Source organism: Paenibacillus borealis (genome assembly GCF_000758665.1).
Lineage (GTDB): Bacteria > Bacillota > Bacilli > Paenibacillales > Paenibacillaceae > Paenibacillus_AQ > Paenibacillus_AQ borealis.
The window spans coordinates 1,632,941-1,653,990 of record NZ_CP009285.1 but is presented as its reverse complement, the minus strand read 5'-3'; the positions used below and the strand labels follow the sequence as shown (position 1 = coordinate 1,653,990).

Sequence of the window (21,050 nt, the reverse complement as noted above, 5' to 3'; positions counted from 1 at the left end):
CTATATCATTATATAGTATCTCGTTTTCTCTGTATCAAAGTTTGTAGCCTGCAAGCAAAAAGCTGGCATCCGCAAATCCGGACGCCAGCTTGCTCTGCCGCATGTTACTGCTGTTCAGTTTTGTCTAACAGTCTTAGAATCAGGGTCACTGCCTCTGCTCGCGTTGCCTGATCATTCGGAGCCAGCCGGTTATTCTCTTGGCCTTCAACCAGACCCGCTTCATACGCGGCAGCTGCATATGGCTGACCCCATGAAGGAATAAGCTCCGCATCTGCAAAAGCAGCCTTAGCCTGCGGGTCTGTCTTCCAACCCAGCGCCCGGACTATCATGGCAATCATCTCCAGGCGGGTAATGTTTCCGCCCGGCCGGAAGGACTGGTCCGTATAGCCTGTAATCCAGCCGGAGTTAACCGCTGCGGCAACATACGGCTTCGCCCATGACGGAATGCTGCCTGCATCCGTGAAGGTAAGTCCGGATTGCGCAAAATCCGCCTGTAAGGCACGCCCCAGGATCACCGCGAATTCACTGCGCGTAACCGCTCCGTCCGGACGGAAGGTTCCGTCTTCATAACCGTTAATTAGCTTGCGCTGCGCCGCAGTTATAATGTTTTCTTTGGCCCAGTGCTTCTCTACATCCTTGAACGCAGGCTGAGTGGTAATACCGCCATCGCCTGTATTTCCTGTGCTGCCTGTGCTGCCCTTATTGTCGGTGGTTACGATAGTTCCAATAGTACCGGCATTCCCCGTGTTGTTGCCCGCATTCCCATTATTGCTGTTATTGCTGTTATTGCTGTTATTGCCATTATTGCCGTTGTTGCCATTATTCCCTGTATCCGTGCCTCCGTCAGGCTTGGTGTCTGCCTTTAGCACCGTCAATACAAAGCTCTTCTGCGCCTCTGCCCCGTCTTTCTTCAGGATGGCCGTCAAAGTCACCACGGTTGTGCTCACCGGACGCTTAACCTCTCCTTTACTGGAGATGATATCGGGACTACTTGAGGTCCAGGTAATTTCACTTCCATGTTCACCTGCTGCCGGCAAAATAACGTCTTTGGTAACCGAGGTCTGGAGGTCTCCTTCGGCATAAACAATTTCAAGCTTATCCTTATCTAAGTTAACAGCCAGCGGTTTCGGTAAGTCACCTAAAGTTATCGTTACTGAGGCTGTATTTAACGGGACCGTAACGATACCTTTGCCGTTATCCAATATGCCTGCAGATACATCCGTTATATTGTTCACCATACTCGGCAATTGGACACTAAAGCTGGCCCCTCCGGCCTCTACCTTCGACTGGTTCAAATCGCTGCTGAAGGTCACCACGAGCTGGTTGTCTTGTCTTACAATACTGTACCCGACTCTGCCGCCTTGCAGGGCGGGGTAATTCTGCACACTGGCCACCACATTATTGTTCCTGGCAGCGTCCTTGACCCACTCCTTAGGGATACCGCGGCCTACAATAATCTCAGCCTTCTGATTCTGATCATAAATCCGCTCGGCAATCAAGGAGTCAATGAGTACCTTAGAGTTCACCGATTGTCCCCACATATGCTGGGCTGATCCGCCGCCGCCCGGTGTATTCTGAAGGTTCAGCTGATCATTCGTCTGTGCCCAAGGGCTTCCTGCGACAGGATAATTGATCCCTTCCCACCAGCTGAACGGCCCGCTCATCGAATTTTCAATCATGAATTCATACGCTTTGATTCCCATATCCCGGTATTCTTCTCCGCGCAGTGCAGCGCTTCCGTAACCGGCATTATATGCGCTTGAGTAGAAGCCATGCGGATAACCCCCGAAATTGTACGGAGAATCTGTCGTATCCTCCTGGATACGCCGGTTGATTCCATAGGAATACGTATCATCCAGCAGCTTCAGGTTGATATTATCCTCGGGCTGCTCTGCCCCATACAGATACCCGTCCCAGTGCCATCTGCCGAACAGGAACATGGAGGCCCAGTTCGCATCTCTGGAGTCACTCATCCGGTTCTCATCATTGGTCTCAACGACCGAAGCCGGAATGTAATCAAGCCCTTCTTCGGTTATCGTCTGCTGCAGCTTGGCTGTGAATTTGGCCAATAAGTCGTCATACCTTGCTTTTGCCCACTCCGCCTCTTGCAAATAGGTTTCATCATTTTTTAAACGGTAGAGTTCGCGGGTTACATATTCATAAGCGGTCAGACCGGTCAGGGCAGAATAATTGTCGATCGTCCAGTTGCCTTCGGAATCAATTGCATACGTTTTTTTCATAATTCCGTCAGCGTTGCGGTCACTCTCAATGGTTCGCGCACCGAATTTAACCCGCTTCTCAAAAACGGTGCCGGTAGACCCGTCATCGGCGGTCATCTGCTCATCAAAAATAGAGGCGTCACCGGTTTTACTTAAGTAAACCGCATAGGCCCATGGTATTTTCCAGTTGGTATCCCAATACAGATTGCTGTCCACCTGACCCGTCTCAATGTTGATTCCGCCAGTCAGCGGGATACTCTTCAGATAATCCTGCGCATGAGCGAAATCCCCGCTCTGAATCAGATTTACCAGAATGCCCAGCGTATCATGGGAGAATAACCGGGCATAGCCGTTTTCACCCACATGCAGATACGTATCATCTTTAATAATCAGCGTATCAATATAGCCGGATTTGAACGCATTCTCAAGCTCCTGGTTCGGCAAGCCAATATCAACTATTGTGGAGAGTCTCGTCAGCCAATAAGCCTTCATCTCAATGTAGTTGGCTTCGAAGGTTCCCAGACCCGCCACCTGCTCTTTGGTCAAGGAAGTAAACCGGGTCAAGTTCTTGTCAAAATATTCATATTTATCAGCTTCAATCGCATATTCCCTGACAACGCTCCCGCCCGGCTGAACGGTGTACGTATTTACAGCGTCCGCATTGATTGGAACTAGATTGCCCGAGACGACCGGCAGCAGCATGAGCTCGCCTGAATGATTCGCAGCCGTGACTCTGGAATAGTTGACGACATAATCCTTCTGGTCCACCGTATGCTTGTTGGCGAAGGTCTCAATCTTGTAGTCTACTTTATTCTTCGTATATTCACTGATCATTACAGGTAAATAACCTTCCCCCTTGGTCCATTTGATGTTGCTTGTATCTGCAACTCCGAACGTGACCATTTGCTTAGGGGCTACCGGACCATGCTGCTCCGGACGGCTTCCGCCGATTTGATACGATCCGTCCAGAAAAGCGAGCGAAGCATTCTTGTCGCCTTCGAAGCCGAAGGCTGCTGTCATTTGCGCATGGGTATCGTACTGGTATTTGCCTGCGGTCTTCAAATTATGAATCGCTTCCAAAACAGCGGAGAAGGCGGTCAGCTTCTCGTTATCCGGAGCGTTTGCATCCAGCGCCTTGGCGGCTTGCACAGCTTCATTTAATGTATTCAGGGAACTGAGGGTGTAGCCTTTGATGACGGCCCGGCTAATGAGATCGATCTGCCCGGCAATCGCCGCCATATCCATATTAATTTCCAGCTGGTCACTTGCCTCCTGTAAATGGCTGAGTGCTGCATCGATCTCCTCCTGGTCAGCGTCAAAATCGTTTAAAACCAGGCCGGCATTAGCCAACGCGGCTTCCAGTGCAGACCACGACGGTATGGTGTACAGCCTGCTGTTGTAGTTAGATTTGGCAATATCATCAATTAAGGCCTGCAAGGCGGTTCTGTCCACATCCGTATTCTTAATAATTCTTAAGATGCCGGTGCCCAGATGTGCTTCGGATTGGAAGGCTCCGGAGACGTTTTTACCGAAAAATTCACTTGCCGTTTCCCCGTTCTTCTTCATGACCATCCAGCGGTATTTGCCGGCGGACAGATTCTTCTGTGATACAACCAGAGCATACCGTGTATTTCCTGTGAGACTATAGCGGAGCGGGATTGTGGTCATTTCACCATCCGCAACACGGTCCCTGCCGACCACCGTTTCTGCAAGAGGAGCACCTGCCGGGAAGCCGGAAGGGTCTGTCCCATATAGCTTCACGGTCAAGTCGCTTACGTTATTGGACATTTTCCTCACATTTACTTGTGCGTACTGCATCTCGAAGCTCTCCTGAGCTGTAAAGGTCTGATATCTGTCCTGCTGATCCCCATTACTGCCGAATTCGTATTCATTCTCCGCAGCACCTGTGTAATCGATCATCAGATTGGTTTCTCTTCTTACCAGAGCCGCTTGCTTCTGCTCTAGAAGAGACAGGGCCGTGTCAATTTCCGCCTGGAGGGCATCCGGCTTGTCCAGTACCTCCTTGGCTTGAATCCTTGCCTTGGCAAAGTCCTGCCAGGACGCATCCGTGTATACGCCTTGGAGCTTGTCCTTCACTTGATTATAGGCAAGCTGGAGCAAGCTTTTGTCGGCTACCTCCTTGCTGCTTATCGCCAGTCCTGAGAAGGACATATTACCGTACCGTGAAAGGGTTTCTGCCTGCAGACCCTCCACTCTTAGTTGCACATTGGCTGGCACCTTAATCTGATACTTGTATACTTCCGAGGTTCCCCCCGCACTGATTTCCTTCGTCTCCATGAGGTTCATATCCGCATAGATCTTCACAGCAGCTTTAGCCTGCCATAGCCCGATGCCAAAAACGACCGTTGACTCCTGCGGCTGCGGGGCAATCTTGAAGGTCCAGCCTACATTCCCGTATATTCCCGAATCTCTGTTCTTGGGGAAAAACACGCCGAATCCGGTATCCTTGACAGCCCTTTCATAACCAGCCATGCCGTCATTCCAGGAATAGGACAAATAGTTCCCGTCACTGCCCCTATCCGGCTTTCCTTCAGTACCTGTCGTATCGTTCCCGTACACGCTGAAGGTTACAGAGCTGGGAACGGCCTTTTTAATCTGAATGATGTCATCCGGGCCGTTGCCTTTCAGATGCAGCCAGTCTACATTCCCAACCTCCGACAGATCCAGCGCATACTCACCTTCTACTTTACTTTGGGTAATATCAAGTACGGCGGAGCTTACAGCGGCAGCTGTGCCTCCTGCTCCATAAGCGGCCGGGGGCTCTCCAAACGGAGCTGAGGATAAGACCAGTGAAGCCAGCAATATCAAGACGGGGATTTTTCGTAAGGGTATTCTGAGCATTCTTTAACCTCCTTGTGTATTTGATTTAAGCATATAAAAACCCGGTAAATTTAAACATACGAATATCTTTACATCCAGCCGACTTTTTTTACCTCTTTACGGCCCGGTCATTCGGGTAAACGTAATGTTTGGGTTCATGCACGCTTAGCAACAAGTCTGCGGGGTGAACACGTGGCGAATTAACTTTCCGGTAACATACATACTTCAAAACAACACAAAAAAACCGTTCCTGTAATTAATGGAGGTACTACCCGCCATTTCAAAAGGAGCGATTTCTTTGTACATTAATAGATGATGGACCCTTCTGGTAAGAGACGGGTTCTGTTCGGTGCTAATTCCGGCCTAATAAGTGGATTTATGACATTTAATTATATGATTTAACCGTGCATGCGTTTATTAAGTGGAAAAATGGCATCTAATTCTCTTAATTCCGCCTCCAAACGTGGATGAGGGACGAATAGATGTACTTTTTCCAACTGCTTACCCGAAATTGGGTGTTTCAGGCTAAATAAATGCTCTTTTTCCACTAATTTCTTGTGGAGAGGCCGCGTGCACACCTGCAGCGAAGTGAGCCGAAGAACCGTTGGCGGCTGGAACGTGACAGCTGGCGGCTGGAACGTGACAGCTGGCGGCTGTCACGCTGACGCTGGCGGTGGCACGCTGACGCTGGCGGCTGGAACGCTCTGACGCTGGTGGTGGCACGCTGACGGCTGGTGGTGGCACGCGAACGCTGGTGGTGGCACGCTAACGGCTGACGGTGGCGCTTAACGGCTGGCGGCTGGCACGCTAACGGCTGGCGCGGCACGCTGACGGCTGGCACGGCACGCTGACGGCTGGCACGCTCTCCATTGCTGCAGCTCTTAGATCCCCGCCCGCAGCAGCGTCCCCATCTCCCGCAGCAGCCGGGCATTGTCCGCCCGGCCCTTCACCGCGACGCGGATGTGCCCCGGCTCAAGCCCGGGGTACATCGCGCAGCTGCGGACGAGTATGCCGCCCGCGCCAAGCCGCTGCTGTATCTCCTGCGCGCTCCACGGAGCGGGCAGCCGCAGCAGCAGGAAGTTCGCTTCGCCCGGCGGCACTTCGCAGCCGAGCTCAAGCAGACCTTGGCGCAGCAGCTGCCGCTCTGCTGCGATCAGCGCGCGCGTCTCCTGCCCGTAGCCGTCGCCGCTCTGCAGACAGGCTTCCCCGGCCAGCAGCGCCAGGCCGTTCACGCTCCAGGTCACCTGCTTGCCGGTCATCGCTGCGGCAAGCTCCGGGTGCGCGGCGGTGAAGCCCAGCCGCAGCCCGGGAATGGCAAAGAACTTCGTCATCGAGCGCACCAGCACCGTATGACGGTAAGCCCCCAGCTCCGGCAGCAGGGATTGCCGGTCCGCCTCCGGGATGAAGTCGGTGAACGCTTCATCTACCGCAAGCACGGTCCCGCTGTCTTCCGCCCGCTGCGCCAGCAGCCGGAGCTCATCCAGCGGATACTGGACGCCGTTCGGGTTATTCGGCTGTCCGAGGAACAGCAGATCGGTCTGCTCCAGCAGGCCGGAGATCTCGTCCACGGAGGCCCGGTAATCGCTGGCGAGGGTCCCTTGAACGGACAAGACCTCTGCACCGAACTGCTCCGCCAGCTGGCGGTACTCAGAGAAGCAGGGCTCGACGATGCCCACGCGGCGCGGAGCCGTTGCCAGCAGCAGCAGAGCCATCGACTCGGCGGCTCCATTGGCAACGGTAATCCAGTCCGTGCCTACGCCCAGGCTCTCCGCCAGCAGCGCCTTGAGCCTGCGGTGCCCCGGATCGGGATAAGCCGTAATCGCGGACACAGCATCCCGCAGCAGCGCCAGCACCCCCGGCGGCGGGCCCAGCGGATTAATATTGGCGCTGAAATCCAGGAAACCGCCGCTATTCTCACCGTATAGCTCGGCCGCTGTCAGCAGATCGCCGCCATGGCCATATTTTTCAAGCATGAGTACACTCCCTTTACGCTCAATCATTACTTCATTAATTTAATTGAACTACACTTATTTGAGTAGCAGATCATCCGCTGCAAAAACCCTGCACATAATCCAACATTCTCCTCACGATCCCGGCTATTATCCAGAATTGTTGTATAAAAGGCAGCATTTCGCCCCCTCCAAGCGGCTTAGCAGGACAATTCCTGTATTTCATACAACAATCTGTCCGAATACTGAGGTATACCCTTCTCTCAATTATCGGCCCAGAGCCGGAAGTACGTCAATGCTCTTACAACAGCGCACGGGTACGCCCGGCATGATCATGGGCACTCATCCCGCTGAGAAATACCGGGCGAAGCTGATTCTGCCGGACTAAGTCCGTTTACAGCCTCAGTGGAGGATAAACTGGCGGCCCTTGCGTAACTCCGGCCGGATAAGTTATGCTTACGCTTTTGTGGAAATCTCTCTTTTAGTTTAGAATAAGTACAGCAGTTTACTATGGCCAAGCGGAGGAATCACTATGCTTTTTATCGATAATACCGGAATTACAGACGCATCGATCAATCTGGCAATTGAGGAATTTGCACTCAAAAACCTGCCGATGGACGAGAGCTACCTGCTCTTTTATATCAACAGCCCGTCCATTATTATCGGCAAGCATCAGAATACCATCGAAGAGATCAACCAGGAATATGTGAAAGACAACAATATCCAGGTCGTTCGGCGGTTATCCGGCGGCGGCGCGGTCTATCATGATCTCGGCAATCTGAACTTCAGCTTCATTACCAAAGACGACGGACAGTCTTTCCATAACTTCCTCAAATTCACCCAGCCGGTGATTGATTATCTGCAGGCGATGGGAGTGAATGCCGAGCTGAGCGGACGCAATGATCTTCAGGTCGGGGAGCAGAAAATCTCCGGCAACGCCCAGTTCTCCACACGCGGACGCATGTTCAGCCACGGCACCCTGATGTTTGACCTTAATCTGGACGATGTGCAGGCTTCACTGAACGTGAATCCCGAGAAGTTCAAGTCGAAGAGCACCAAGTCCGTACGCAGCCGTGTCGCCAATATCAAGGAGCTGCTGGGCAATCCGGAGATGACGATTGAACAGTTCCGCGAAGGCCTGCTGCGTTCCATCTTCGGCATGGAGGCGTCCGAGGTTCCCCAGTACAAGCTGACCATGGACGACTGGGTGCGCATCAACGAAATTTCCAAGGAGCACTACCAGAACTGGGATTGGAACTATGGTCTGTCGCCGAAGAGCAATGTGAAGCACACCCGCAAATTCCCGGCCGGGCTCGTCGATATCCGTATGGACATTGAGGATTCCATCATCCGTGAGATCAAAATCTACGGGGACTTCTTCGGCGTCGGCGATGTCGCGGATGTGGAGAATGCGCTGCGCGGCAAGCGTTATGCGGAAGCCGAGGTCAGAGAGGCGCTGGCTGATCTGGACCTTAAGCATTACTTCGGACGGATTGAGCCGGAGGATTTCATTGGATTGGTATTTCTTGAGGAATAGGGTTCTGCACCGCAGACACCACTCCGGCAAGCAGGTACTTATACAGTAAAAAGAACCCCGCTATCCTGCCGCATCCTGCGCAGCTGATCGTGGGGTTCTTGTCTTGCCGTTCATCTCTTATCTCGTTGTTCATCTCTTAAGCTGCTGCCCAGCTCTTGCTTGCCTTTTACACCAATGAAGGCGTAAGCACAAAAACATACACAACCAGCGCCAGTGTAAGCATCACGCAGACCTTCTCCACCGCATTGCCTTTCTTGGTGCCGGTGCTCATCAGCTTCAGCCGCAGCTTGACCGGCAGCGGGGGCAACGGCGTAATGCCGCGCTGGGTCAGGGAATCGGCCAGCAGATGCAGGCCGTAGGACATACTCCCGGCAATCCATAGACTGCCGCCGTCATTCATGCCCGGTGACACAAAGTACAGCAGTGCCCCCCAGCCTGCAACGGCATACAGTGTATGTGTGATTCCCCGGTGCGGTACGACGGAAGCTACGACCAGCACACAGGCGGCAATATAGTTCCATGGATCATAGGCATCGGCAAAAGCAAACAGCGCCAGCGCAATCAGCAGCATGACCAGATGCCGCAGCCTGCGGCCCGGCAGGAAGGATACACTGCCGACCAGCAGAGCCAGCGCAATATTCCACGGCGGTGCAGCAATTCCGGCAAAATAAAGGTAGATAGCCGCCCCGATTAAAGATACCTGCAGGATACGCAGCAGAAACTCGGGGACCGCCTTGCGTACCAGCAGGGAATTCGGCTCGTCGATATCGGGCAGCAGTGAGCTGACCACCGCAACAGCGACAGCCGGAAGAGTGATTTCAAGCCCAAGTAAGCTCATGGCGGACAAGGTAACCCCGGTGCTGATAACTAAATGGGATTTGCCCATCATGGTGAATCCGCTCCTTCATATGAGAGTATAATGATTCTGGATGCCCGAAATAAGAACAAGTGTGCGGTTATCGAAGTATACCAAGGCTTTCCTTTTTTGTCCAGCCTGTAACGGTTTCGCGGCCCTTCCAGCCTTTGCGGCCACGCGGACAGCGCAGTTTCGGCTTGTCCTGCCCCCTGATTTAGGATACAATTTGGACAACTCATACGGCCCTGAAAGGATGAAATCTGTGAACCGCTCCCGAATCGCCGATCTAAGTCTGCTGCTGGTGGCGATGATGTGGGGATGTACGTTTCTGATTGTGCAATCTGCCGTCCGGATGCTGCCGCCGCTCGCCTTCAACAGCATCCGGTTTACAGGTGCTGCCATGCTCCTTGCACTGATTACCGCTGTCTTCTACCGCCAGGAATGGAAGAAGCTAAGCTTGCGCATGGTCCTGCATGCTCTGCTGCTGGGCCTGCTGCTCTTCCTGGGCTATGGCTTCCAGACCATGGGACTGCTCTACACTACCACCTCCAATACAGGGTTCATTACCGGATTGTCGGTGGTGCTTGTGCCTTTCCTGTCCTTGGCTCTGCTGAAGCATGCGATTTCCCGGTACACCTGGTTCAGCGCCGGCCTTGCAGCGGTTGGCCTATATCTGCTAACCTTTACCGGATCAGCGTTCTCCCTTAACAAAGGCGATGGCCTGATCCTGCTCTGCGCCGCCTTCTTCGCGTTGCAGATCGCGTATACCGGCATATATGCGCCGCGCTACCCGGCCCTGCCGCTGGCTGCGCTGCAGCTGGCCTTCGTGGGCTTGTTCAGCATTCTGGCCTCCCTTCTGGTGGATGGCCCCGCACCGCTTATGCACAGCGGGGAGCTGCTCGCGAAGCCGGAAGTACTCTGGGCCATGCTGATCTCCATCGGTCCAACCAGTGCCTTCGCCTTCTGGATTCAGACCGCCTGCCAGAAATACACCACCCCATCGCGGGTGGCGATTATTTATGCCACAGAGCCTGTATTCGCTGCTGTAACAGGCCTGCTCTTCGGCGGAGAGACACTTGGCCTGTCCGCCGCACTCGGCTGCGGCTGCATTCTTGCCGCCATGCTGCTGGCGGAGCTAAGTCCAGAACCGGCGCGGACGCAGGCGGAGGGCTAGCCGCATTTTTAAAGTTTCACTGTTAATGCTTCAGACAGAAAGCCGTGCTTCCGTTACCTTGTTAACGAAGATTCTGCGGAAAGCCGGACTACAACTTACCATTAGGAGAGAACCCGAATGTACAAATTGATTGCGATCGATATTGACGACACCCTGATTAATGACGACAAGGAAGTTACCCCTGCCACTCAAACCGCGCTGGAGCAGGCTGTTGCCGCAGGCGTAGTGGTTACCCTCGCTACCGGACGTGCTTATGCTTCCGCCCAGGCGATTGCCCGCCAGACCGGACTGAATGTGCCGATCATCACTTATCAAGGTGCGTTGGTCAAGAATCTGCTGGACGAAGAAGTGCTCTATGAGCGTTATGTGCCTCAGGATGCAGTACGTAAGCTGTTCCAGTACTGTGTGGAGCATGACCTGCACCTGCAGACTTATATTGACGACAAGCTGTATGCCCGCGAGGAGAACCAGAAGCTGATCGATTATGCTGCCTTGAACAAGACCCAGTACTACATTGAGCCTAATTGGGAAGAGAAGCTGGTCCCGCAAAAAACACCTAAAATGCTCATCATCGATGATCCGGCCTTCCTGGATGAGCTGTCCCCGATCCTGCGCAACCTGCTCGGTGATTCTGTTCATATCACGAAGTCCAAGCCGCATTTCCTGGAAATCATGCACCATGAAGGCACCAAAGGCCTGGCGCTTGAATTCCTGGCTAAGCATTTCGGCTGCGACCTGTCCGAGACCATTGCCGTCGGCGATTCCTGGAACGATCATGAGATGCTCGAAGCCGCCGGTCTGGGTGTCGCTATGGCCAACGCCATTCCTGCCCTGAAGGAAATCGCTGATTTCGTAACCCTCAGCAACAATGAGGACGGCGTGAAGTTTGCAATTGATAAGTTCATCCTCGGTGCAGAATAACAGGCATACCTCCCTAACCGGGACATCATACATGACAAAGGTGGCTTACCGCCGGTTCAGTTTATTGAACCGCTGTAAGCCACCTTTTATAATCCAAGAAGAAAGGAAGGTCATCCATGGAAGAAGTATCTGCTGCGGACCAGCTCGAATCCATTAAATCTTGGCAATCGACCATCAAAAAACTTGAAAATGCCTTTGCTCAAATGACTCAAAAGGGCACAAACATTACGCTGGTAAAGAAACGGCTCAATGCTTCACACATCGGCTTAGCGGTTCTGGAGAACGCCTGGAGTCAAAAACCTCATCTGTACTCCCATGAAGATATAACAGAAGCCGGCAAAATTCTTAGCGGACTAGTCTCATCTGTTGAACATAGTTACGCTAAATCCAAGGCTGGCAGTCCACAACAAACTCTTTTAGAAAGAAGACTCAAGGCCTTGAATCTGGCTGTTCAAGCGATTGACGGCCTCTCTGCCAAGTAGCGTCGTAGCGCATGCTGAAAGCCAACAACTTAACTGAAGAAGACTACTATAACGTACCTGCTGTTGCTGTCTCCTGCTTGAGGGAGGTCGTTCCGCCGCTGCACAAGCTCTCACCACCCAAAGATGAATATTGCCCTTCCTCCACAGCCTCCTGCTCCAGCTGGGAATTATACAGATCGGAGTACCGCCCTTCCGCAGCAAGCAGCTCTTCATGTCCGCCCCGCTCCACAATCTCCCCGTTCTCCATCACCAGAATAATGTCGGCATTCTGGATGGTCGAGAGGCGGTGGGCGATGACGAGCGTTGTTTTATCCTTCATCAGCTTGCGGATTGCCTGCTGGACCATTTTCTCCGACTCATTGTCGAGTGCCGCCGTAGCTTCATCCAGCAGCAGAATGGGTGCGTTCTTCAGCATCGCTCTGGCAATGGACAGACGTTGTCTCTGCCCTCCTGACAATCTCGAACCATGCTCGCCAATATCCGTGTGTATACCTTCCGGCAGCTCCATCACGAATTCATAAGCGTTCGCCTGCCGCAGCGCTTCTACAATCTCTTCTTCCGTAGCACCCGGCTTGCCGTTACCGATATTGTCACGGATGCTTCCTGTATACAGACCCGACTCCTGGGGTACATAGGCGAAATAACTTCGCAGCTGCGCCAGCGTCATCCCTGCAATCGCTCTATTATTAATTGAAATCTCACCTGCATCCGGTTTGTAGAAACCGAGCAGCAGCTTGAACAGTGTGGATTTACCGCCGCCGCTCGGACCCACCACCGCCATCTGCTTTCCGCGCGCTAACTCCAGGTTAACTTTGCTTAGACTCTGCTTCTCACTTTCGGGATATCCGAAGGACAGATCTGTGAGGCGCAGCACCCCGAAGTCCGGCTGCTCTGCCTGCTGGTCAGGCAATACCTCAACCTCGGGAGCAGCATCCATGACTTCGAAAATCCGCTCCGCCGCACCCAGCGACTGCTGCATGGAAGCGACCAATCCCGGCAGTACCGAGAACGGCCCCACCAGATAATTCATCAATTGAATGAATGCAATCATCGCCCCGACTTCAAGCGACCCTTTAGCCACGAACCACCCGGCAATGACCAGCGCGAGCAGGAAGGTAAGGTTGCCCAGCACAGAGGAGATCGCCCCCGTTGCTCCTTCGATTCTCGCCTTCTTCTTCTCCCCGGACGCAATGCTCTCACTATATTCTATATACTGCTTCTGCAGCCTGCGCTCAATCGAGAACGCTTTGAACACCATGCTGCTGCCCAGGATATCATTCAGAAAAGCCGTCGTTCTGCTCATATTCTCTTGTACCCGCACGCTGTTGGCACGCATGGCGTTGCCGAATATTTTGCCGGTCAGGAACAGCAGCGGTCCTACCGACAGACAGATCAGTGCAAGCAGCCAGTTGATATAGATCAGATAAGCGAAAGAGGCCACCGCCAGCAGCGGATTGCGCAGCAGATCCATCATCACATGTCCGCAGGCTTCGCCAACCGACTGATTGTCGTTCGTGAACCGGGACAACAGATCACCTGAATGATTGCGGTCGAAATAGGACTGAGGCAAAGTCAGCGTATGTCCCATCATATCCTGGCGTAATTCATTTCTGATTTTGGCCGAAATATTAGTTTTGAGATACACACTTAAGAAAGTATTAATCCCGGCAACCGTCAAGAATATAACCCCGAACCAGGCAAGTCCTGTGAAAGCCTCCACATCCAGACGGACCGCCGCATCTGTAATCCGGGACAGGAACCAGGCCATCGTCAGATCAAGGACAATACTAAACAGGGTAACGAGCAGCAATATGGTGTAAATCAGCTTATGTCTGAGCATGTATGTACTTAATCTGGCGAAAGCGCCTTTTTTCTTCAACTCATCATCTCCCTTTAGAATTCAACACCCCGCACCTTAGCGTATACCTTGCTGTCGTGGAGTTCCCCGCCCGCCTCGCGAGTGCTCCGGCGCAGAATGCCGTCCAGCGTAAACCCGGCACGTTCGGCGACAGCAGCACTTCGCTTATTCCGCCCGCTGCAGCGGATTTCAATCCGCTCCGCTCCAAGCTCTCTAATGGCAAAATCCGTAATTCCTTGCACCGCTTCTGTAATATATCCGTTGCCTGCGCAAGAGCTTCTGATCCAATATCCCGTCTCGAAACGGCGGCACTCCCAGTCGATATGATGCAGGCCGATGTTGCCGATATACTTTCCGTCCGCCTTTCTGAAGATCAGCATATTCAGCGTCGAACGCTTCAGATACGCTACCCGTGACTCCCGGACATATTGCTCGGTCTCCTCCACCGCCGGCATGCTTTGGGCAAAAGGCATCCACGGCTTCAGCTCGTTCAGACTCTCTCCAATGGCAGCATTCATTTCTGCACCGTCTCCCGGCCGTGCAGCACGCAGGAGCAGGCGCTCTGTTTCAAAGCTCTCCGGAATATCCAGCAGAATCGGAACCAAATTCTCACTCATACCAAATTCATCCTCCACTATAATCGAATATCGTTATATTATAGTGCGTCCTCCTTTTCCTGGAAATAATGAAAAATTCACATTAGTTGCTTAAAATTGTAAGGCGGGCTAATTGTTTATTTACATTCCGTGCTTCGATGCCTTTAGTTTACAGAGCTTGCGGGAAAGCGCCCAGCGGCGGCAGGCGGATTCGCGGGTCGGTCTTGGGGCTGAAAAATGTAACTATTACACAGCAAAAACCGCCTTCAAAGCCATGAACAAAGCTCTTCAGCAGCTCCATTCAGTACTCACAGGCGGTTCCGGATAGATTGAAATTGAAATACTTACACATACTTAGCTTTCCTTAGTGAATGTTGCACGAAATACAACAATTCCTCCCTAATATGGATCATAATCCAAAATTGTTGTATAAAAAGCATCATTTCCGCTCATCCAAGCGGTTTAAAGGGACAATTCTTGTATTTCATACAACAATCTGACCAATCAGGTTAGTATCCAGGGGACTAAGTTGTAATACGTACAACAATTGCTAGTGTTGATCGGTTACTTGTTTAGTTTTGATCAATAGTGCGGTTTATATAGTAGTTGTTCTTCTTAGTTAAATGGCCGATAGTAGTTGCTCAGGCCGGTTCTCACTGTTAATGGTCTGTCCACTTAGTATTTAGTCATTAAGTATTCTGTCACTTAGTATCTAGTCACTTATCAGGTACTTCACTTAGCACCACGAGTCTCCACCGCAGTGTACAGCGCCAGAATCTCCGTAACGATCTCCGCCGAGTTAGTGGCGGCGAGCTCCAGATGCGACTTGAATAATCCGGCTGCTTCTGATCCGGCAATGTCGGAGACCGCACGGACAGCAAGGAACGGCACACCGAATTGGTAGGCGGTTTGCGCAATCGCCGCACCTTCCATATCTGTAGCCTTAGCCGCAGGGAAGCGGCTGAGGATCTCATCGGCCCGCTCCGGCCGGCTGATGAACGAATCCGCCGTAGTAATCAGTCCGGTGACGACTGCCTCCGCCCTGGAAGTGCGGGCAATCACCTGCTTCGCCGCAGCCAGCAGATCGCCCGCGACCGGATAACGGTCCGGCATCTGCGGCACCTGTCCATATGCATAGCTGAAGGCCGTTGCATCCACGTCACTGTAGATCAATTCCTCGGCGATGACCACATCGCCAACCTTAAGCTCCGGAGCCAAGCCACCGGCAGCACCGGTATTAATAATGAGTTCACAATGGAAACGCTCCAGCAGCAGCGTTGTAGTTACTGCCGCATTCACTTTACCGATGCCGGACTGCAGCAGAACCACATCCAGCCCGTTCAGCCTGCCGGAATGAAGCCTTCCGACGCCGGCCTTCAGGCTGCGCACATCCTCCATCCGTGACAGCAGCAGCGCCACTTCCTCTTCCATTGCGCCGATAATGGCAATGCTCATGATGTTACTACCCCCTGATTCTTTGCTTTCGCTTGAAGCTCACTGGTATCCACCTGTCCTAATCCGCCGAAATCATCCGTATGCTCAATACCTCCGGCGAAATCAAGCCGCCGGCTGCTGACGAAGCGCTCCAGCTCAGCTGCCGCATCCGCAATCCGCGCGGCAGTAATCACGCCGTGCATCCTGTGAATGGAAGCCTCCGGCACCGCTGCCCGTTCTCCCAGCTCCAGCAGCTCGCCAGGCGTCAGGAAATCCAGGCCCATATCTGCAAGACTGGCTGGCAATCCAATCTGCCGGTAGAACGGCAGCAGCTCTTCGATCTCTGCGAAGTTATCCTCCAGCGCCAGCTGAACCAGCACACCGTAAGCCACCTTGCTGCCATGCAGCAGACTATGGGCCTCCGGTATGGCTGTAAGCGCATCGTGAATGGAGTGCGCCCCGGCAGTGCGGCCGTAATCCTCGCCGAAGCCGCCGACCAGACCGCCGACCATAATGATTGTCTCAATCGTCCGCGTCAACGCATCATCCAGTACTCCCGCCGAGACTGCTGCCAGCGCCGCTGCGCTGTACTCCAGCAGGTGATCGCGGCATTTGCGCGCCGTGAACCAGGCCAGCTCCACTTCAACCGGAGGTGCAGGCAGGTGCCGGATGATGGCGTCAGCCTCATACCATTTGGCCAGCGTATCACCGATGCCGGCCACCAGCAGCTCCGGCGGTGACGCGGCGATGACTGCCGGATCGAGCAGTACCAGTGCATTGCTGCGCGGGAACACGTCGAAGCGGAGGTAAGCGCCCTGAGCATCGTACATGACGCTCAGCGAGGACCAGGCTGCACACGTAGCGGCCAGCGTCGGCAGAATGACCGCCGGCAGATTCAGCTTGGCTGCAGCTGATTTGACCACATCTGTGATCTTCCCGCCGCCTACGGCGATAATTGCCTGAAGCTGATGCTCTGCCGCATAACCGGCTATGGCATCAAGCTCCCCGTAGGTGCACTCCCCGCCGTAGACATGATAATGGACTTCTGTCCCGTCAAGCTGCGGCCAATACCGCTTGGCCGCCGCCCAGGACTTCACACCGCGCACCACCAGCACCCGGTCAATTCCCCGTCTGCGCAGATGCTCCTCCAGGTCATTCCAGCTGCCTTCCCGGCAGACGAATTCCTGCGGTGCCGCGCGTACAATAAGACTCTCCGCCATCATGGTCCCTCCTTCAAATTTGTGTAAGCCTACGCTCATCCTAACAACCGCCTCAGCCTCATTCCTAGTCCCGCCGCGCCTTACGAGCAAGACGGTTCCCCGCAGACTGAATGCCCTGAACGAAGATAATCAGAATGGCTACGGTAACGATCATAACGAAGGTGTCGAACCGCTGGTAGCCATACGAGATTGCCAGATCGCCGATCCCGCCGCCCCCGACCGTTCCCGCCATTGCTGTGGCCCCGACGAGTCCGATCATCGCCGTGGTCATCGTCAGGATCAGCGACCCGAACGCCTCCGGCAGCAGGAAATGCCAGATCACCTGAAACGTAGTCGCTCCCATCGCTTCTGCAGCTTCCAGAATCCCCGGGCTAACCTCAAGCAGAGAGTTCTCCACCAGACGTCCGATATAAGGCGCTATGTATACAACCAGCGGTACAATCGCGGCGCTGGTACCAATCGAAGTGTGCACAAGCAGCCGCGTGAAGGGAATAATGGCTACGAGCAGAATGATGAATGGCAGCGAACGGACAATATTAATGATCGGATTAAGCACCGAATAGATAATTCTGTTAGGCAGAACACCGCCCGGACGTGTAATAACAAGGATGATGCCGATAGGAATCCCCAGCAGCGCTCCAAAAAACAACGAAACCCCAACCATAACCACCGTTTCCCTCAGCGCCTGAAACAGCTGCTCCGAGGTAATCACTGTATCCAGCATTAAACCTCCACCTCCTGAATGTCCACACCCTGGCTGACGATAAAAGCCGCCGCCTGATCGATCACTGTATGCTCGCCGTGCAGCTGCAGAATCATTGTCCCCAGCGTGGTCTGCTGGATTTCCGTCATGTTGGCGAACAGGATATTCGCATTGACTTCGAATCTGCGGATCAGGCTGTTGATAATCGGCTCCGAGGCTGTGCCTCCGACGAATTTCAGCCGGAACAGCCGCCGCCCGGGCTCTGCCTTCAGCGTATTCAACACACTCTGCGGCACACTATTATGAATGACCGTCTGCACGAAGCTCTGTGTAGTGGGGTGATGCGGATTGCCGAATACATCCAGTACCTTGCCCTGCTCGATGATCTCCCCCTGCTCCATCACTGCAACCTTGTTGCAGATCTGCTGGATGACGGCCATTTCATGCGTAATGATCATGATGGTGATGTTGTACTCTTTATTTATTTTTTTGAGCAGCTCCAGAATGGATTTGGTCGTCTGCGGATCAAGCGCCGAGGTCGCTTCGTCACATAGCAGGATCGACGGGTTGGTAGCCAGTGCCCGGGCAATGCCCACCCGCTGCTTCTGTCCGCCGGACAGCTCCTTCGGATAACTCTTCGCTTTATCTTCAAGCCCGGTGAATTTCAGCAGCTCCGTTACCCGGTCCTGGATTTCCTTCTTGCTACGTTTCAGCAGCACCAGCGGAATCGCGATGTTATCGAATACAGTCTTGGACTCCAGCAGGTTAAAATGCTGAAAGATCATGCCGATTTTCTTCTTGGCTGCGCGCAGCTGCGCCGGATTATACGCCGCCAGCGGTTCACCTTCAACGAGCACCTCTCCGCCTGTCGGCCGCTCCAGATAGTTGACCAGCCGGATCAGGGTGCTTTTACCTGCTCCGCTGTAGCCGATGACCCCGTAAATATCGCCTTTGCTTACATGCAGGCTGACTCCCCGCAAAGCTTCAATGGATTGGCCCTTCCGTTCAAACGTCTTATAAATATCTCTTAGCTCAATCATGCTGAGCTGCCCCCCTCAGGTCCGTGACCACCGTCTGCTTGAAAATACCTGCCGCATCTATCCGGTCTACCGCTTCATTCAGTCTGTCCTCGCTGTTCACCAGGCTGAGCCGCACGTACTGCCGCCCCTGTTCTCCGAAGCCTTCCCCCTGCGCAACAGCAACCTGCGCTTCATCCAGCAGCCGCTGGGCGAAGGTTTCCGCTGTATAGCCTGAAGGCACCTTGAACCACGCGAAGAAGGTGCCCGTCGGAGCCGGAACCTCCCAGCCGATGCCTCTTAGTCTCTCTACCAGCACATCGCGCCGCCGCTGATACAGGCTTCCCAGCTGCCTCACCGCATCCTGCGGTCCGAGCAGAGCCGCCGCTGCCGCATCCTGCACTGCACCGAACACGGTGCTGTACGCCTGCGTATGATAATGCTTCAAGGCAGCTATAATCGAAGCGTTGCCGGCGGCGAAGCCGAACCTCCAGCCTGCCATGTTGTAGGTTTTGGACACAGTATAGGTTTCTATTCCATAGGCTTTGCCGTCCGCATGCTGAAGCAGGCTAAGCGGCTTGTGGCCGTCGAAGCCAAAAGCGCCATAAGCGAAGTCATTCAGCACCGGGAACCCATAACGTGTAGCCAGCTCCAGCGTACGTTCCCAGAATCCCCCCGTAGCCACCGCCCCGGTCGGATTATTGGGATAGTTCAGCATCAGCAGCTTCACCTGCCGGAGAATCTCTTCAGGAACACGCCCGTAATCCGGCAAGTAGCCGTCCTCTTCATAGACAGGAAGGGTATGAACCCGGGCTCCCGCCAGCTGGGCAGCAGCATGATAGGCCGGATAAGCCGGATCGGCGGTAAGCATCAGATCCCCCGGATTCAGCAGACTCTGCGGAATGCCGACCACCCCAATGCCCGAGCCAGTGAACACAGCGATCTCATGCTCCGGGTCAAGCTCAACGCCATATTCCCTTTTATAGAAGACAGCTATGGCTTCAAGTGTGCTTTTTTTACCGTAAAACGGCGGGTAGCCCTGATTCTCCGGTTTGTCGATCGCCTCTTTCAGGGCATCAATTATAGGCTGCGGGGTGGGCTGATCCGGGTTACCGCTGGCCAGATCGATCACGTCAATCCCTTTGCTGCGGTAATCGGCGATTCTGGCTTTCAGCGCATTGAAGTAATTCCCGGACAACTCTTTTACAACGTTAGCAGGTTCAAAATCCATAATACTTACACCTCTTCACAAGATCTCTGAGACTTCAGGCTTCGGGCTGGGATATACAAAGGCGATCTGCCACTACTCCCAGACAGGGAAATGACAGATCACCGGGCAGAGCTATGATGGTTTGTTATTTCGTAAAGTAATCCGGCAGCTTGTAGCCCTCATAGTCCGGATTGGACGTGATATATTCCTGGAACTCAGCAGAGTGGTAACCTTCGATGATATCTTTTACAAATTGAGCGTCCTTGTTCTTGCTGTCCACCGCCACGATATTCGTGAACGGGTCTGTCATATTCTCCAGCTGCAGTGCCGTGGTCAGCTTAATATTGTTCGATACGGCGAAATTCCCCTGGATAGCAGCGTAATCCACATCCTCCAGTGCGCGCGGGCCCTGGGCCGGCTCAGTGGCGATGAACTTCAGATTGTGGGGATTGGATGTGATATCAGCCAGTGAAGTCTGCAGCGGATCAATATCATCCTTCAGTGTAATCCAGCCCACATCCTTCAGGACGTTAAGCGCACGGAGCATATTTACCGGTTCGTTCGGCAGATTGATCTGATCCCCGTCGCTGACTTCATCGAGGCTGGTGTGTTTTTTGGAATAGAGGCCCATCGGCGGAGTAGGCACCTTCACCACACCTACCAGGTCGATCTTCTCACGCTCATTGATAGATTCGAGATACAGCGAATGCTGGAACACGTTGGCGTCAATCTCATCATTCGCTACAGCCACATTCGGCTGGATACCATCGGTGAATTCTTTATAAGTTATGGTGTAGCCCTTGCTCTCCAGGTAGGGTGCAACACCGTTCTTGAACTGGTCGCTGTAAGGTCCGGGATTGAAGCTGATGCGCAGTGTCTTCTTCTCTTGTCCGGAGGAATTACTGCCTGAGCCGGAAGCATCACTGTTATTACCGCAGCCTGCGATAACCAAAGTGGTTGCGATGACCAACAGCGCGGAATGAAACCATTTTTTCTTTAACATGTAATTTCTCCCCCAATGTATATATTTCTGT

15 protein-coding genes are annotated in these 21,050 nt (G+C 53.4%); 4 read left to right on the top strand and 11 right to left on the bottom strand.

Annotated features, from left to right (window positions below):
- Nucleotides 1-104 precede the first annotated feature (104 nt).
- Nucleotides 105-5,081 (bottom strand): S-layer homology domain-containing protein, encoded by a 4,977-nt coding sequence (locus PBOR_RS07070; RefSeq protein WP_052429364.1) that lies wholly within the window; start codon nucleotides 5,079-5,081, stop codon nucleotides 105-107.
- Nucleotides 5,082-5,941: 860 nt separating this feature from the next.
- Nucleotides 5,942-7,033 (bottom strand): threonine-phosphate decarboxylase CobD, encoded by a 1,092-nt coding sequence (cobD, locus tag PBOR_RS07065; protein WP_042211072.1) that lies wholly within the window; start codon nucleotides 7,031-7,033, stop codon nucleotides 5,942-5,944.
- 508 nt (nucleotides 7,034-7,541) lie between these two features.
- On the opposite strand from cobD, the gene lplA reads away from it, so the two are divergent.
- On the top strand, nucleotides 7,542-8,546 hold the full coding sequence (gene lplA, locus PBOR_RS07060; RefSeq protein WP_042211071.1) for a lipoate--protein ligase: 1,005 nt from the start codon (nucleotides 7,542-7,544) through the stop codon (nucleotides 8,544-8,546).
- 166 nt (nucleotides 8,547-8,712) lie between these two features.
- On the opposite strand, the gene PBOR_RS07055 is transcribed toward lplA, so the two are convergent.
- Nucleotides 8,713-9,435 (bottom strand): metal-dependent hydrolase, encoded by a 723-nt coding sequence (locus tag PBOR_RS07055; protein WP_042211070.1) that lies wholly within the window; start codon nucleotides 9,433-9,435, stop codon nucleotides 8,713-8,715.
- A 229-nt stretch (nucleotides 9,436-9,664) separates the two neighbouring features.
- Here PBOR_RS07055 and PBOR_RS07050 point away from each other — a divergent pair, with 229 nt between their 5' ends.
- The 3 genes from PBOR_RS07050 to PBOR_RS07040 all read left to right on the top strand — a co-directional run bounded on the left by PBOR_RS07050 (nucleotide 9,665) and on the right by PBOR_RS07040 (nucleotide 11,979).
- On the top strand, nucleotides 9,665-10,576 hold the full coding sequence (locus tag PBOR_RS07050) for a DMT family transporter (protein ID WP_042211069.1): 912 nt from the start codon (nucleotides 9,665-9,667) through the stop codon (nucleotides 10,574-10,576).
- A 117-nt stretch (nucleotides 10,577-10,693) separates the two neighbouring features.
- Complete coding sequence (locus PBOR_RS07045; protein ID WP_042211068.1) at nucleotides 10,694-11,497, top strand: Cof-type HAD-IIB family hydrolase; 804 nt, start codon at nucleotides 10,694-10,696, stop codon at nucleotides 11,495-11,497.
- Nucleotides 11,498-11,613: 116 nt separating this feature from the next.
- Nucleotides 11,614-11,979 carry a hypothetical protein gene (locus PBOR_RS07040; RefSeq protein WP_042211067.1) on the top strand — a complete coding sequence of 122 codons (366 nt, stop codon included), beginning with the start codon at nucleotides 11,614-11,616 and terminating at the stop codon, nucleotides 11,977-11,979.
- A 46-nt stretch (nucleotides 11,980-12,025) separates the two neighbouring features.
- On the opposite strand, the gene PBOR_RS07035 is transcribed toward PBOR_RS07040, so the two are convergent.
- From PBOR_RS07035 to PBOR_RS06995, 8 genes are all read right to left on the bottom strand, one after another.
- Nucleotides 12,026-13,858, bottom strand: coding sequence for an ABC transporter ATP-binding protein (locus tag PBOR_RS07035; protein WP_052429363.1), 1,833 nt, complete (start codon nucleotides 13,856-13,858; stop codon nucleotides 12,026-12,028).
- Between the two features lie 14 nt (nucleotides 13,859-13,872).
- Nucleotides 13,873-14,454, bottom strand: a complete 582-nt coding sequence (locus PBOR_RS07030) for a GNAT family N-acetyltransferase (RefSeq protein WP_042211066.1) — start codon at nucleotides 14,452-14,454, stop codon at nucleotides 13,873-13,875.
- A 711-nt stretch (nucleotides 14,455-15,165) separates the two neighbouring features.
- Complete coding sequence (locus PBOR_RS07020) at nucleotides 15,166-15,888, bottom strand: 5'-methylthioadenosine/adenosylhomocysteine nucleosidase (protein WP_042211064.1); 723 nt, start codon at nucleotides 15,886-15,888, stop codon at nucleotides 15,166-15,168.
- Complete coding sequence (locus PBOR_RS07015) at nucleotides 15,885-17,090, bottom strand: iron-containing alcohol dehydrogenase family protein (protein ID WP_099052446.1); 1,206 nt, start codon at nucleotides 17,088-17,090, stop codon at nucleotides 15,885-15,887. The genes PBOR_RS07020 and PBOR_RS07015 overlap by 4 nt, the downstream gene beginning before the upstream one ends.
- Nucleotides 17,091-17,151: 61 nt before the next feature.
- Nucleotides 17,152-17,811, bottom strand: coding sequence for a methionine ABC transporter permease (locus PBOR_RS07010; protein WP_039296489.1), 660 nt, complete (start codon nucleotides 17,809-17,811; stop codon nucleotides 17,152-17,154).
- Nucleotides 17,811-18,830 (bottom strand): methionine ABC transporter ATP-binding protein, encoded by a 1,020-nt coding sequence (locus PBOR_RS07005; protein ID WP_042211063.1) that lies wholly within the window; start codon nucleotides 18,828-18,830, stop codon nucleotides 17,811-17,813. Before PBOR_RS07005 ends, PBOR_RS07010 begins: the two co-directional genes overlap by 1 nt.
- On the bottom strand, nucleotides 18,823-20,037 hold the full coding sequence (locus tag PBOR_RS07000) for an aminotransferase class I/II-fold pyridoxal phosphate-dependent enzyme (RefSeq protein WP_042211062.1): 1,215 nt from the start codon (nucleotides 20,035-20,037) through the stop codon (nucleotides 18,823-18,825). Before PBOR_RS07000 ends, PBOR_RS07005 begins: the two co-directional genes overlap by 8 nt.
- Before the next feature lie 124 nt (nucleotides 20,038-20,161).
- Nucleotides 20,162-21,019, bottom strand: coding sequence for a MetQ/NlpA family ABC transporter substrate-binding protein (locus PBOR_RS06995; RefSeq protein WP_042211061.1), 858 nt, complete (start codon nucleotides 21,017-21,019; stop codon nucleotides 20,162-20,164).
- Nucleotides 21,020-21,050 lie beyond the last annotated feature (31 nt).

Coding starts and splice junctions, on each gene's coding strand:
- PBOR_RS07070 (WP_052429364.1), bottom strand. CDS start 5,081: ATGCTCAGAATACCCTTACGAAAAATCCCCGTCTTGATATTGCTGGCT.
- cobD (WP_042211072.1), bottom strand. CDS start 7,033: ATGCTTGAAAAATATGGCCATGGCGGCGATCTGCTGACAGCGGCCGAG.
- lplA (WP_042211071.1), top strand. CDS start 7,542: ATGCTTTTTATCGATAATACCGGAATTACAGACGCATCGATCAATCTG.
- PBOR_RS07055 (WP_042211070.1), bottom strand. CDS start 9,435: ATGATGGGCAAATCCCATTTAGTTATCAGCACCGGGGTTACCTTGTCC.
- PBOR_RS07045 (WP_042211068.1), top strand. CDS start 10,694: ATGTACAAATTGATTGCGATCGATATTGACGACACCCTGATTAATGAC.
- PBOR_RS07040 (WP_042211067.1), top strand. CDS start 11,614: ATGGAAGAAGTATCTGCTGCGGACCAGCTCGAATCCATTAAATCTTGG.
- PBOR_RS07030 (WP_042211066.1), bottom strand. CDS start 14,454: ATGAGTGAGAATTTGGTTCCGATTCTGCTGGATATTCCGGAGAGCTTT.
- PBOR_RS07020 (WP_042211064.1), bottom strand. CDS start 15,888: ATGAGCATTGCCATTATCGGCGCAATGGAAGAGGAAGTGGCGCTGCTG.
- PBOR_RS07015 (WP_099052446.1), bottom strand. CDS start 17,090: ATGATGGCGGAGAGTCTTATTGTACGCGCGGCACCGCAGGAATTCGTC.
- PBOR_RS07010 (WP_039296489.1), bottom strand. CDS start 17,811: ATGCTGGATACAGTGATTACCTCGGAGCAGCTGTTTCAGGCGCTGAGG.
- PBOR_RS07005 (WP_042211063.1), bottom strand. CDS start 18,830: ATGATTGAGCTAAGAGATATTTATAAGACGTTTGAACGGAAGGGCCAA.
- PBOR_RS07000 (WP_042211062.1), bottom strand. CDS start 20,037: ATGGATTTTGAACCTGCTAACGTTGTAAAAGAGTTGTCCGGGAATTAC.
- PBOR_RS06995 (WP_042211061.1), bottom strand. CDS start 21,019: ATGTTAAAGAAAAAATGGTTTCATTCCGCGCTGTTGGTCATCGCAACC.